This is a genomic window from Micromonospora sp. NPDC049559 (assembly GCF_040676675.1).
Taxonomy (GTDB): Bacteria; Actinomycetota; Actinomycetes; order Mycobacteriales; family Micromonosporaceae; genus JBFAPK01.
Genome location: NZ_JBFAPK010000025.1, coordinates 1 through 12,188 on the forward strand (window position 1 = coordinate 1; position 12,188 = coordinate 12,188).

The 12,188-nt window shown below is 71.9% G+C and carries 10 protein-coding genes and 2 tRNA genes; 6 read left to right on the top strand and 6 right to left on the bottom strand.

Annotation, left to right across the window (positions count from 1 at the left end):
• Window positions 1-117: 117 nt before the first annotated feature.
• Window positions 118-285 (bottom strand): DUF5679 domain-containing protein, encoded by a 168-nt coding sequence (locus AB0J86_RS24360; RefSeq protein WP_363859912.1) that lies wholly within the window; start codon window positions 283-285, stop codon window positions 118-120.
• Window positions 286-797: 512 nt separating this feature from the next.
• Here AB0J86_RS24360 and AB0J86_RS24365 point away from each other — a divergent pair.
• Together AB0J86_RS24365 and AB0J86_RS24370 are read left to right on the top strand one after the other, a co-directional pair.
• Window positions 798-1,337 carry a M48 family metallopeptidase gene (locus AB0J86_RS24365; RefSeq protein WP_363859913.1) on the top strand — a complete coding sequence of 180 codons (540 nt, stop codon included), beginning with the start codon at window positions 798-800 and terminating at the stop codon, window positions 1,335-1,337.
• Window positions 1,338-1,383: 46 nt separating this feature from the next.
• The gene (locus AB0J86_RS24370; RefSeq protein WP_363859914.1) at window positions 1,384-1,989 is read left to right on the top strand and encodes a hypothetical protein; all 606 of its coding nucleotides are present in this window, start codon (window positions 1,384-1,386) and stop codon (window positions 1,987-1,989) included.
• Between the two features lie 75 nt (window positions 1,990-2,064).
• Here AB0J86_RS24370 and AB0J86_RS24375 read toward each other — a convergent pair whose 3' ends face one another.
• Entirely contained in the window at window positions 2,065-3,270 is a 1,206-nt protein-coding gene (locus AB0J86_RS24375) for a zinc-dependent metalloprotease (RefSeq protein ID WP_363860008.1), read from the bottom strand.
• 182 nt (window positions 3,271-3,452) lie between these two features.
• Between AB0J86_RS24375 and AB0J86_RS24380 the strand changes: the two genes are divergently transcribed.
• The 3 genes from AB0J86_RS24380 to AB0J86_RS24390 all read left to right on the top strand — a co-directional run bounded on the left by AB0J86_RS24380 (window position 3,453) and on the right by AB0J86_RS24390 (window position 7,890).
• A complete protein-coding gene (locus AB0J86_RS24380; RefSeq protein WP_363859915.1) occupies window positions 3,453-4,469 on the top strand; it encodes a PDZ domain-containing protein in 1,017 nt (338 codons plus the stop codon).
• Between the two features lie 134 nt (window positions 4,470-4,603).
• Window positions 4,604-7,606, top strand: a complete 3,003-nt coding sequence (locus AB0J86_RS24385; protein WP_363859916.1) for a UPF0182 family protein — start codon at window positions 4,604-4,606, stop codon at window positions 7,604-7,606.
• A 210-nt stretch (window positions 7,607-7,816) separates the two neighbouring features.
• Window positions 7,817-7,890, top strand: a tRNA-Met gene (locus AB0J86_RS24390).
• A 6-nt stretch (window positions 7,891-7,896) separates the two neighbouring features.
• Here AB0J86_RS24390 and AB0J86_RS24395 read toward each other — a convergent pair.
• On the bottom strand, window positions 7,897-8,127 hold the full coding sequence (locus tag AB0J86_RS24395) for a hypothetical protein (RefSeq protein WP_363859917.1): 231 nt from the start codon (window positions 8,125-8,127) through the stop codon (window positions 7,897-7,899).
• A 79-nt stretch (window positions 8,128-8,206) separates the two neighbouring features.
• Here AB0J86_RS24395 and AB0J86_RS24400 point away from each other — a divergent pair.
• Window positions 8,207-8,283: transfer RNA gene (locus tag AB0J86_RS24400), tRNA-Met, on the top strand.
• Between the two features lie 112 nt (window positions 8,284-8,395).
• Here AB0J86_RS24400 and AB0J86_RS24405 read toward each other — a convergent pair.
• Genes AB0J86_RS24405 through AB0J86_RS24415 form a run of 3 tightly spaced genes read right to left on the bottom strand, consistent with a single transcriptional unit; the run spans window position 8,396 to window position 12,167 of the window.
• A complete protein-coding gene (locus tag AB0J86_RS24405) occupies window positions 8,396-10,612 on the bottom strand; it encodes a xanthine dehydrogenase family protein molybdopterin-binding subunit (RefSeq protein ID WP_363859918.1) in 2,217 nt (738 codons plus the stop codon).
• On the bottom strand, window positions 10,609-11,640 hold the full coding sequence (locus AB0J86_RS24410; RefSeq protein ID WP_363859919.1) for an FAD binding domain-containing protein: 1,032 nt from the start codon (window positions 11,638-11,640) through the stop codon (window positions 10,609-10,611). The genes AB0J86_RS24405 and AB0J86_RS24410 overlap by 4 nt, the downstream gene beginning before the upstream one ends.
• A 2-nt stretch (window positions 11,641-11,642) precedes the next feature.
• Window positions 11,643-12,167: a (2Fe-2S)-binding protein gene (locus AB0J86_RS24415; RefSeq protein ID WP_363860009.1), complete on the bottom strand. Its 525-nt coding sequence runs from the start codon at window positions 12,165-12,167 to the stop codon at window positions 11,643-11,645.
• Window positions 12,168-12,188: the final 21 nt, after the last annotated feature.

Sequence of the window (12,188 nt, forward strand, 5' to 3'; positions counted from 1 at the left end):
CCACGTCTTCGCGCTCGAGGCGGCGACCCCGATCGAGAACGAGGTGGACCGGCTCGACGTGCTGTACGGCTTCCGGCCGGCCACCCCTCCCGCGGTTCCGCGCGCTGAGCGGTGCGGTCAGACCTTCGCCTTGCCGAGGATCCGGTTCACTGTTGTCCCGCAGACCGGACACTTGCCCTTGGCCATGTTCATCCCGGTCTTCGAGACCTCGACCGTGCCCTCGAAGTCGCGCTTCTCCTTGCACTTCACGCAGTACCCGTTGTAAGTCTGGGCCGTTTCGGCCACGATGCCCTCCTAGTCCTAATCCGTCCGGATCTGCTGATCCCGACGGGGCGCCCGGCGGCGGGCCACGCGGCTCCGACGCCTGGGAATTGTTCCGCGGCCACCTCGTGACCGCCGGTCCGCGGACCCTACCCAGGTCGGGGCGGTTCCATGCGAGCCATGCATCGACACTGTGAGGAAGCCGACGACGAGAGTGTGCATGCCGGAATAGGTCGGATAAGTCAGTTTCGCAGGGACACGCCGGGTGAACCGCTCAAGATGGCCCGGGGGAGGTCCCCTGAGGTTACGGGCCGTGATCGACTAAGTTGGCGGAAGTCGGGTCGGACCGCGCCGGGCGAACGGTATTTCGGAACCCCGATACCTTCGTTGAAGAATCCTCAACAAATTTTTTTGGGACACCCGACCATCAATTTGTACTTTTCCGGCACCCCCCGGCGCGTTGACTCTTGCGGTGAGCAGGTCAAAGCGCATTAGCTTTCCTTCGTGAACGGAACCCGGGGCGACGCGGGCCGATAATGGCTGGGGCGCGGAAGCCGGTCGTAGAGGTACGGCGCAGCGAGCGTCGGCGCCGGACGGTGTCCGCCTACCGGGACGGCGAACGCGTGGTCGTCCTCATCCCGGACCAGTTCTCCCGGGCCGAAGAGAGCGAGTGGGTGGACCGCATGCTCGCCCGCCTCGCCGCCAAGGAGGAGCGTTACGGCTGCTCCGACGAGGAGCTGTTCGCGCGGGCCCGCCGCCTGATCGACCGGTACCTGCACGAGCACGGCCGCGCCGCCGTACCGGTCAGCGTCCGCTGGGTGACCAACCAGAACGGCCGTTGGGGCTCCTGCACCCCGGCGGACCGGACCATCCGCATCTCGCACCGGATCCAGGACATGCCGGACTGGGTCATCGACTACGTCCTCCTGCACGAGCTGGCGCACCTGGTGGTGCCGAGCCACAACGCCCGGTTCTGGGCGCTCGTGGGCCGGTACCCGAAGGCGGAGCGCGCCCGGGGCTACCTGGAGGGGGTCGCCGCCGCGGCCGGGCTGGTGCTCGCCGACGACACCGCCTGATCCGCCCGCGGGACCGCCCCGCCGCATCACCCGCTACCGTCGGCGCATGGCGCGACGAGTGGTGGTGGCTCTGCTCGGCCCGGTCGGTTGGGCGCCGCCCGGCATCGATCCGGAATCCTGGCGGGCCGCCCTGGCCGAGGACGTGGTCGACCTGATCGCCACGCTCAACGAGGTGGAGCCGGCGCTCGCGGCGACCGCCGCCGAACGACCGCTGGCGGACGCCGTCTCGTGGCCGGGCATGCCGGTGTACGACCTGCCCGACCGTACCGTCAACGCCGTGCTCGCCGCCGCGGCGGCCGACGGGTACGACCAGGCCGCCGTGATCGCCGCGGACGCGCCCGACCTGCCCGGGTTGGTCGTCGGCAAGCTGCTGCGGCCGCTGACCAGCCGGGCTGTGGCCGTGGCCCCGGACGGCTCGGGCCGGGGTGGCCTGCTCGGGCTGGCGGCGCGGCTGCCCGCGCCGGAGTGGTTGCCGGCCGTGGAGCTCGACGGGGTGGTCACACCCGCGGGGCTGCGAGCCGGGGCGCCGCGTCCCGCCGAGGTCGCGGTGACCCCGTCCTGGCGCCGGCTGCGCGGCCCCGCGGACCTGGCCACGCTCGACCCGATGGTGGAGGGCTGGGACGCGACCCGGGTGCTGCTCTCCGCGCCGTAGCCGCCGCCCGCCCTGGAACGGGCGGAGGAGCCGGGAGCCGGGCCGGCGGTCGTGCCGCCGGCCCGGCGTTCCGAGTCAGGAGGCGTCCGGCTTCTCCCCGCCGGCGCCCGGCTCGTCGCCGGCCTCGCCGAGCTGGTCGAAGTCGAAGTCGTCGAGGTCGCCCAGGTCGAGCTGGGCGCGGGCGAACGCCTCCGGGTCGGCGAAGTCGTCCCCGGAGGGGAGCAGGTCCGGGTGGCCCCAGAGGGCGTCCCGGCCGGCGATGCCCCGGTGCTCGGTCAGCGCGGCCCAGAGCGCGGCGGCCTCGCGCAGCCGCCGTGGGCGCAGCTCCAACCCGACCAGGGCCACGAAGGTCTGCTCGGCGGGACCGCCGGCGGCGCGGCGACGGCGGAACGCCTCGGCGAGCCGGACCACGTTGGGCAGCCGGTCGCCGGCGGCGCTGTCGACCACGTGGCAGACCCAGCCCTCGACCAGGGCCAGCGCGGTCTCCAGCCGGGCCAGGGACGCCTTCTGCGCCGGGGTGTCCTCCGGGGTGAAGATGCCTTCGAGCGCCATCGCCTGGAGGGACTCGGGGTTGCTCGGGTCGACCCGACCCATCGCCTCCTCGATCGCCTCGCGGTTGACCGTGATGCCCGCGGCGTACAGCTCCACCGCGCTCAGCACGTGCCCGCGCAGCCACGGTACGTGTTCGAAGAGCCGCTGGTGGGCCGCCTCGCGCAGCGCCACGTAGAGGCGTACCTCGTCCTCGGGCAGCTCCAGACCGCTGCCGTACTCGCGGATGTTCGCCGGCAGCAGGGCGGCCGTACCGGCCGGGCCGAGCGGCAGCCCGATCTCGCCGGCGGAGAGCACCTCGGCGGCGAGCGACCCGAGTGCCTGACCGAGTTGCCCGCCGAAGAGGGCGCCACCGAGCGTGGCGACCATGGACTGCATCGGGCCGAGTTGGGCCCGCGCCTCCGGCGGTACCAGGTCGCCCATCGCGCCGACCATCCGCGCCGCGACCGGGTCGCAGAGCTTGCGCCAGACGTCGAGGGTCTTGTAGATCCACTCGTTGCGGTTCCAGGCGACCGAGGTGTGGATGCCGGAGGGCAGCGCCGAGGTGGGCTCAAGCCACAGGTCGGCCAGGCGCAACGCCTCCTCGACGGCGTTGCGCTCGTACGGCGTGACCGCCGGATCGCCCGCCGAGGCGAGCTGGCTCGCCGCTACCTGACGGGCCAGGTCCCAGTTGACCGGGCCGCTGCCCGGCGCGGCGAACAGCTGCTGGAGCTGCGCCATGAACTGCTGCATCTGGGCGGGATCATTGGGGTCGGGCGGCTGGCCGCCCGGTAGCGCGAAGCCGAACGGGATATCAGGCACGACACCTACGGTACGCGTGCCACCCCGCGAAACGCCGTCCCCGGCGTTGCGCTCAGGGCGAAGTCCGGGTCGTCCCGGGGGCACCCCGGGTCGCGCTCGGTACGCTCTGGCGCATGAAACGTCGCGGCGTCACGGTCCTCCTCGGCGCGCTGGTCACCCTGCTGCTCAGCATCGGTGTGCTCGCGGCACCCATCCCGTACGTGGTGTTGGGGCCCGGGCCGACGGTGAACACGCTGGGCGACTCCGACGGCAAGCCGGTGATCCAGGTTTCCGGGCGGGAGACCTCCACCTCGGCCGGGCAGCTCCGGCTGACCACGGTGGGCGTCCAGCCGGACCCGAAGCTGCTCGCGGCGATCGTCGGCTGGTTCTCGGCCGACGAGGCCGTGGTGCCGCGCGAGTTGATCTACCCGCCGGGCCAGTCCGAGCAGCAGGTGGAGCAGCGCAACGCCGAGGACTTCGCGGCCTCGCAGTCCAGCGCGGAGACCGCGGCCCTGCGCGAGCTGGGCTTCCCGGTGCAGGTGGTGGTCAAGGAGGTCACCGCGGACGGCCCCTCGGCCGGGGTGCTGCGGGCCGGCGACGTGATCACCGCGGTCGACGGGCAGGAGGTGACGGTCGGCCAGAAGCTCACCGAGCTGGTCCGGGCCAAGCCGGCCGGTACGGCCCGCACCGTCGCCTACCTCCGCGACGGCAAGCCGGCCACCGCGACCATCACGAGCCGGGCGCAGGACGGTACGCCCCGGATCGGGGTCACCATCGAGCAGCGGCAGCCGCACCCGTTCGAACTCAAGATCGATCTCAACGACATCGGCGGCCCGAGCGCCGGCCTGATGTTCGCCCTCGGGATCATCGACAAGCTCCGCACGGACGTGGACCTGACCGGTGGGAAGATCATCGCCGGTACGGGCACCATCGACGACGAGGGTCGGGTCGGGCCGATCGGCGGCATCCCGCAGAAGCTCGTGGGCGCCAAGCACGCCGGCGCGAAGGTCTTCCTCGTACCGGCCGACAACTGCGCGGAGGCGGTGCGCAACCCGCAGCCCGGCCTGCCCATGATCAAAATTGCCACGCTCGACGACGCGCTCTCGGCGCTGGACACCCTGCGAGCGGGCGGTCAACCTCCACGTTGCTGACCGTCACGCTGGCCTGGTCAGTGACGCTCAGGAAGACCCCGTACGCTAAGCCGTCTAGGGCGAGGCCGGTGGAACACGGCCTCGGTGCCTGATCGGAGCCGGTCACCCTCGAGCGTGCGGAGCCAACAGTGGTCATGCGTAGCAGTCCTCTACCGAGAATGAGCCGGCGCGGCCGCGTCACGGTCGGCGTGCTGCTCGCGGTCTTCCTGCTCTTCACCCTGCTCGGCTGGGGTGTGCAGGCATGGACGGACTGGCTGTGGTTCCAGGAGGTCGACTACACCCAGGTCTTCACCGGGGTGCTGGTCACCCGGGTACTGCTCTTCGTGGCGGCGGCGCTCGCGATGGCCGTCATGATCGGTGGCAACCTCTGGCTGGCGTACCGGCTCCGCCCGACCCTGCGTCCGCCCTCGGCGGAGCAGGCCACGCTGGAGCGATACCGGCAGGTCCTGTCGCCGCGGATCGGCACCTGGATCACGCTGCTGGCGGTCGTCGTCGGGCTCTTCGCCGGTCTCTCCGCGCAGAGCCGGTGGAGCCAGTGGCTGCTCTTCCGCAACGCGCAGACCTTCGGGGTGGAGGATCCTGAGTTCAAGGTCGACATCGGCTTCTACGTCTTTCAGTACCCGTTCTGGCGCTACCTGCTGGCGCTCGGCTTCACCGCGGTCGTGCTGGCCGTGATCGGCTCGCTCGCCATGCACTACATCTTCGGCGGGGTGCGGCTGCAGGGGGTCGGCGACCGGATGACCGGCGCGGCGCGGGCCCACCTGACCACCCTGGTGGCGGTCTTCGTGCTCTTCAAGGCCGTCGCGTACGTGCTCGACCGGCGGGCCATGCTGCTGGAGTACAACGAGGGCGCCAAGCTGTACGGCGCCGGCTACGCCGACATCAACGCGCTGCTGCCGGCCAAGGAGATCCTCGCCTACATCTCGATCGTCGTGGCGATCGCGATCATCATCTTCTCCAACGCGGTGATGCGAAACCTGGTCTGGCCGGGCATCTCGCTGGCCCTGCTCGGCGTCTCGGCGGTGGCGATCGGCGGCATCTACCCGTGGGCGGTGCAGACCTTCGAGGTCAAGCCGAGCGCGCGGGACAAGGAGGCGCCGTACATCGAGCGCAGCATCCGGGCGACCCGGGACGCGTTCGGGCTGACCGCCACGGCGTCGACGCCGTACGCCGCGGCGAACCTGACCCCGCCGGCCTCCCTGGCCACCGACACCAGCGTGGTGCAGAACACCCGGCTGCTCGACCCGCAGCTGGTCTCCCAGACCTACACCCAGCTCCAGCAGGTCCGGGGCTTCTACGACTTCGGCGAGAAGCTCGACATCGACCGCTACGCGGTCAACGGCAGGACCCAGGACTTCGTGGTCGGGATGCGGGAGATCAATTACGGCGCGCTGACCGAGCAGCAGAGCAACTGGATCAACCGGCACACCATCTACACCCACGGGTACGGCCTGGTCGGCGCGCCGGCCAACCAGGTGGTCTGCGGCGGTCAGCCGTACTTCGTCTCCGGGTTCCTCGGCGAGCGCTCCAAGGACGCCTGCTCGTCGGCGAGCGAGCAGATCCCCGTCGAGCAGCCGCGGATCTACTACGGCGAGCAGATGGACGACAGCGACTACGCGATCGTCGGGCAGACCGACTCGAAGCGCAACGTCGAGTTCGACCGCCCCACCGGGGCCGGCGGCGAGCAGTACACGACCTACGACGGCGAGGGCGGGGTCAAGATCGGCTCCTTCACCCGCCGGCTGCTCTACGCGATCAAGGAACAGGAGAGCAACTTCCTGCTCTCCGCGGCGGTCAACGACAACTCGAAGCTGCTCTACGTACGCAATCCGCGGGACCGGGTCGAGAAGGTGGCGCCGTTCCTGACGCTCGACGGCGACCCGTACCCGGCCGTGGTGGACGGGCGGATCCAGTGGATCGTGGACGGCTACACCACCGCCGCCACCTACCCCTACGCCGAACAGGTGAACCTGCAGTCCGAGACGGCCGACGAGCTGACCGGCCGGGGCACCTTCCAGCTCGCCCGGGAGAACGTCAACTACATCCGCAACTCGGTGAAGGCGACCGTCGACGCGTACGACGGCACGGTCAAGCTCTACCAGTTCGACGACACCGACCCGGTGCTCAAGGCGTGGAACAAGGCGTTTGGCGGGGACCTCGTGATCCCCAAGTCGCAGATCCCGCCGGAGCTGGCCGCGCACTTCCGCTACCCGGCCGACCTGTTCAAGGTGCAGCGCAACCTGCTGGCGAAGTTCCACGTCACCGACGCCGGTGACTTCTTCTCCGGGCAGGACTTCTGGGAGGTCCCGAACGTCCCGGACGCGCCGGACACCGGCCAGAAGCAGCCGCCGTACTACCTGCTGACCCAGTTCCCCGGGCAGGACGGGCCGCGCTTCCAGCTCACCTCGGCGGTCACCCCGCTGGGGCGGCAGAACCTCGCGGCGCTGATCTCCGGCTCGTACGTCGACGGGCGGCCGAAGCTGGAGGTGCTGGAGCTGCCGGACCAGACGGTGGTCTCGGGTCCGGTCCAGGTGCACCAGCAGATGACCAACAACGCCAACATCCGGCAGCAGATCAGCCAGTTGCAGGCCGACGGCAAGGCCCAGGTCCAGTACGGCAACCTGCTCTCGCTGCCGTTCGGCGACGGCATGCTCTACGTCGAGCCGGTCTACGTGAAGACCAACCAGCAGGACGCCTATCCGGTGCTCCAGCGGGTGCTGCTGTCGTACGGCGACGGCGGCTCGTACGTGGTGCTCGCGAACAACCTCCAGGACGGCATCAAACAGCTCGTCGAGCAGGGCAAACAGGCGGGCACGGGCAACAACCCGCCGCCGCCGGCCACCGGCAACAACCCGCCGCCGGGCAACGTGCCGCCGCTCACCGGCGAGCTGGCCGACGCCGCGAACAAGCTCCAGGCGGCCATCGCCGAGGTGAAGGCGGCGCAGACCTCCGGCGACTTCGAGCGGTACGGGCGGGCGCTCAAGGGCCTCGACGAGGCGATGACGGCGTTCCAGGCGGCCCAGAAGGCGGCGGCCCCGCCGCCGGCGCCGCCCAGCCCCTCGGGCAGCCCGTCGCCGAGCGGCGCGCCCGGCGGCTCGGCGCCCCCGGCGAGCCCGAACCCGACGGCGAGCAGCTGACCCGGATCCCAGCTGACCCGGTCGCGGCCCGGCCGATCTTCGGCCGGGCCGGAGTCCGTTCCGGCGCAGCCGACCCGGGAACCCGGGCGGGCGAGGGCGCCGCGACGCGCCGACCCGGAACGTAAAGCCGCAGTTCAGACGGGGTACGAACGGGGTACTCGGGGTCGTTTTGCGGGCCGGGTACGGGGTGCGCTAGTGTTAACGGGCCGACGCGGGGTGGAGCAGCTCGGTAGCTCGCTGGGCTCATAACCCAGAGGTCGCAGGTTCAAATCCTGTCCCCGCTACGAAGATCAAGGGCTCATCCCGGAGCGTTCGGGATGGGCCCTTGATTCGTCTCCGGCCCGATCCGCCGCGCCCAGCCGATCCGCCGCGCCCAGCCGATCCGCCGCGCCCAGCCGGGCGAGCCCGGCGCGGGCCCGGGCCTGCTCCTCGCGCTTGTCGATCTCGGTGGCCAGGGCGAGGGCGTCGAGGTGGCGGGCTGGTACCCCGGACGGGGGCGTACCAGCCCGCCTGCTTCGCACCGGAAATGCGGTCGGACTCGTCGCGCCGGGGAATGCGGTCGGAGGCGGTCCGGCCGATGGGGTAAGATCAGTACGTCGACGCGGGGTGGAGCAGCTCGGTAGCTCGCTGGGCTCATAACCCAGAGGTCGCAGGTTCAAATCCTGTCCCCGCTACCAGGGAAAAGGTCCCTCGGAGAAGATCCGGGGGGCCTTTTCGCATCCGGGGTACCGCGTCACGCCGACGCGGTCCGCCGCCTGGTCGAGTTCCACGCCGCCCGCGCGTCGGGGCTCATCCGGCCGGGACGAGCAGCCGCTCCAGCCGGATCGGCAGGTCCCGGATCCGGATACCGGTCGCGTGGTACACCGCGTTGGCGACGGCCGCGTTCACACCGCTGGTCGCGAGTTCGCCGATGCCCTTCACGCCGAGTTCGTTGAGCGACTCGTCCCGCTCGGGGATCAGGATGACCCGGTGCTCGGCGATGTCCGCGTTGACCGGCAGGTGGTAGTCGGCGAGGTTGGTGTTCGTGTAGCGGGCGTACCGCTGGTCGATCCTGGTCTCTTCGAGCAGGGCCGCCGCGGCGCCGAAGATCTGGGCGCCCATCAGCTGGCTCTCGGCGGTCTTCGGGTTGACCACCGTCCCGGCCGCGTACGCCCCCACGATCCGGGGAATCCGCACCTCCCCGGTCCGCCGGTGGACCCGGGTCTCCACGAAGACGGCCCCGAAGGAGCAGTGGGCCCGGTCGGGCCGCCGGTATCCGCCGGTGAACAGCGGTGCGCCCCGGTAGAGGTACGCCATTCCGTCGGCCGGTACGCCGTCCGGCACCGACTCCGCGTAGACCTCGATCGCGCCGCCGCCGTCGTGCGGCGCCACCCGCTCCCGGCGCGCCCGCACCTCCTCGCACGCCTTCGCCACGGCGGTGCAGACGCTCGCGGTCGAGATGGAGCCCCCCGCGATCGGCGCGACCGGCAGGTCGCTGTCGCCGAGCCGTACCGTGATCCGGGCCAGCGGCACGTCCAGCCGCTCGGACGCCGTTATCGCGATCGCGGTACCGAGCCCGCCGCCCACGTCGTGCGCGCCGGTCTGCACCCGTACCCAGCCCTGGGAGGAGTACGTGACCCGGGCGCTGGCCGGGGCGATGTGCGCGGTGTGGCTGAGCGCGGCGCAGCCGTACCCGACCCGCCAGTCCCCGTCGCGCATCGACCCGGGGCGCGGGTCCCGGTCCGCCCAGCCGAAGGCCGAGGCGGCGGCGTCGAGGCACTCCACCAGGTGCCGCGACGTGTACGGGCGGCCGTTGACCGGCTCGATCATCGTGTCGTTGATCCGGCGCAGCTCCACCGGGTCGATGCCGAGGGCGTAGCTGAGCTCGTCCATCGCGGATTCGAGCGCGAAGAGGTACACCACCTCGGGCGGGCAGCGCATGAACCCGGGCGTGTTGCGGTCGGCGTGCACCACGGTGACGGCGGCGCCGATGTTCGGGCAGGCGTAGAGCCGGGTCGAGGACTCGGTACCGGCGACCCGGAACGGGTCCGGCCGGCTGCTGATCTCCCAACCCCGGTGGCTCAGGGCCTGGAGCTTTCCGTCGGGCGTCGCGCCGAGCCGGACGTGCTGGCGGGTCTCCGCCCGGTACGTGCTGATGGTGAACATCTGCGCCCGGGTGACGGCCAGCCGCACCGGGCGCTTCAGCCGCCGGGCGGCCAGCGCCACGATCGCGGTGCGGTAGTTCAGGAAGCCGCGCGACCCGAACGCGCCGCCGATGTACGGCGAGATCACCCGCACGTCCTGCGGATCGATGCCCAACTGCTGCGCTATGCCGTTGCGGAACCCGGTCACGTTCCGGGTGGACTCCCAGACGGTGAGCCGGCGGTCCGTCCAGGCGCAGGTGGTGGTGAACAACTCGATCGGGTTGTGGTGCTGCGTGGGCGTGCCGTACCAGGCGTCGACCGTCACCGGCGCCTCGGCCAGGGCGCGGTCCGGGTCGCCGACGCCCTCGGCGTCGACCGGCTCGGCCGTACCCGAGCGCGCCTCCCGCCCCGGTTGGCCGGCCCGTGGGGAGAGGACGAGGTCGTCGTCGGCGAAGGTCGACTTCGCCGGCTCGGCCGCGTACTCGACCCGCAGCCGGAGGGCGGCGTCCCGGGCCTGCTCGAACGACTCGGCGACCACCAGCGCGACGATCTGGCCGGCGTACCGGATCTCGTCCGAGGCGAGCGGGGCCATGGTGGAGTCGGCGACCCCCTGCCGGGAGAAGTCGCGGCCGGCCTTGAGCGCGTCGCCGACGTTGCGGTACGTGAACACGTCCAGCACCCCGGGCAGGCTCCGCGCCTCGGTCTCGTCGATCTCGACGATCCGGCCCCGGGCGATCGCGCTGGTGCGCAGGTACGCGTACGCCTGGTGGGGGACCGGGTAGTCGGAGCCGTACCGGGCGGCGCCGGTGACCCGCATCCAGCCGTCCACCCGGGGCGTCGGGGCCCCGATCCGGGTCGGCGCGCCGTCGAACGTCGCCGTCATGTCACGTCCACCATGCGGGCCGCGCGCAGCAGCGCCCGGGCCACGGTCCGGGCCCCCAGTTCGGGCAGGTAGTCGTTGTCGCCGTGGGTGACGGCGCCCTCCAGCGCGAGGCGTCCGGCCGCCGCGGCGGTCTCCTCGGTCAGCGGCTGGTCGCGCAGCGACCCCTCCGCCGCGTCCGCCCGCCATGGGCGGTAGGTCAGCCCGCCGCCGAGCGCGATCCGCGCGTCCCGGACGATCCCGTCGGGGGCGAGGTCGAGCGCGACGGCCGCCGTGGCGAGGCCGAACTCGTAGCTCTCCCGGTCGCGCACCTTCACGTACGTCGAACGGCGGGTGTGCGGTCCGGCCGGCACGAGGAAACCGGTGATCAGTTCGCCGGGCGCCAGGATCGTCTCGACCTCCGGCCGTTCGGCGCCCGTGTGGAGGGTGCGCAGCGGAAACGTCCGCCCGCCGCGCGGACCGAGCGTCTCCACCCGCGCGTCCAGCGCGACCAGGGCCGGGGCGAGGTCACCGGGGTAGCTGGCGATGCACCGGTCGCCGACCCCCAGCACGGCATGCCCCCGGTTGGGTCCCCCGATGGCCGCGCAGCCGCTCCCGGGGGCGCGCTTGTTGCACTCGTCGTAGTCGACGTCGCGGAAGTAGCCGCAGCGGGTGCGTTGCAGCACGTTGCCGGCGAGCGTGCCCACGTTGCGGATCTGCTGGCTCGCGGACTGGCGCAGCGCCTCGGCGATGACCGGGTAGTCCCGGACCACGTCCGGATCCTCGGCGGCCTGCCGCATCCCGACGAGCGCGCCGAACCGGATGCCGTCGGGCCGCGCCTCGATCGCGCCGTGCTCGTCCCGCAGGTCGTTGATGTCGACCAGTTCGACCGCGTCCCAGCAGGCGAGCTTGAAGTAGTCGACGACGTTGGTGCCGCCGGCCAGGAACTGGGCCGGCGCCCGGGTCGCGCTCTCGACCGTGTCGGCGGGCACGGCGGCCCGGGCCACGGCCTGCTCGGCGGTCGCCACCCGGGAGTAGACGAAGGGACGCATCGTCAGCCCCGGACCGCCGCGACGGCGTCGCGGACCTGCCGCACCGCGGCGACGATGTGCGGGTACGCGCCGCACCGGCAGAGGTTGCCGCTCATGAAGTCGCGGATCTCCGGGTCGGAACCCGCGTGGCCGGTGCGCAGGCAGCTGACGGCGGACATGATCTGGCCCGGGGTGCAGTACCCGCACTGGAGGGCCTCCTGGTCGATGAACGCCTGCTGCATCGGGTGCAGCCGGCCGTCCGGCGCGGCGAGGGACTCGATCGTCTCCACCGGCCCCCGTACGGCGACCGCCAGGGCGAGGCAGGACAGGACGGCGTCGCCGCCGACGTGCACCGTGCAGGCCCCGCACTGGCCGTGGTCGCAGCCCTTCTTCGTACCGGTGAGGTCGAGCTGCTCCCGGATCACGTCGAGCAGCGTGGCGCGGACGTCCACGAGCAGCCGGTGGGCCTCACCGTTCACGGTCAGGTCGACGAGCGTGCCGGGCCCAAGCCCCTGCGCCCCGTCGGCCGTGGCCTGCTCGACCTCCATCGGCGCCGGCATCCGCATCGG

Bases quoted from the DNA above. Each gene is read 5' to 3' on its own strand.
- AB0J86_RS24375 (WP_363860008.1), bottom strand. From the start codon at position 3,270: ATGCAGCAGTTCATGGCGCAGCTCCAGCAGCTGTTCGCCGCGCCGGGC.
- AB0J86_RS24365 (WP_363859913.1), top strand. From the start codon at position 798: ATGGCTGGGGCGCGGAAGCCGGTCGTAGAGGTACGGCGCAGCGAGCGT.
- AB0J86_RS24370 (WP_363859914.1), top strand. From the start codon at position 1,384: ATGGCGCGACGAGTGGTGGTGGCTCTGCTCGGCCCGGTCGGTTGGGCG.
- AB0J86_RS24385 (WP_363859916.1), top strand. From the start codon at position 4,604: ATGCGTAGCAGTCCTCTACCGAGAATGAGCCGGCGCGGCCGCGTCACG.
- AB0J86_RS24380 (WP_363859915.1), top strand. From the start codon at position 3,453: ATGAAACGTCGCGGCGTCACGGTCCTCCTCGGCGCGCTGGTCACCCTG.
- AB0J86_RS24410 (WP_363859919.1), bottom strand. From the start codon at position 11,640: ATGCGTCCCTTCGTCTACTCCCGGGTGGCGACCGCCGAGCAGGCCGTG.
- AB0J86_RS24415 (WP_363860009.1), bottom strand. From the start codon at position 12,167: ATGGAGGTCGAGCAGGCCACGGCCGACGGGGCGCAGGGGCTTGGGCCC.
- AB0J86_RS24405 (WP_363859918.1), bottom strand. From the start codon at position 10,612: ATGACGGCGACGTTCGACGGCGCGCCGACCCGGATCGGGGCCCCGACG.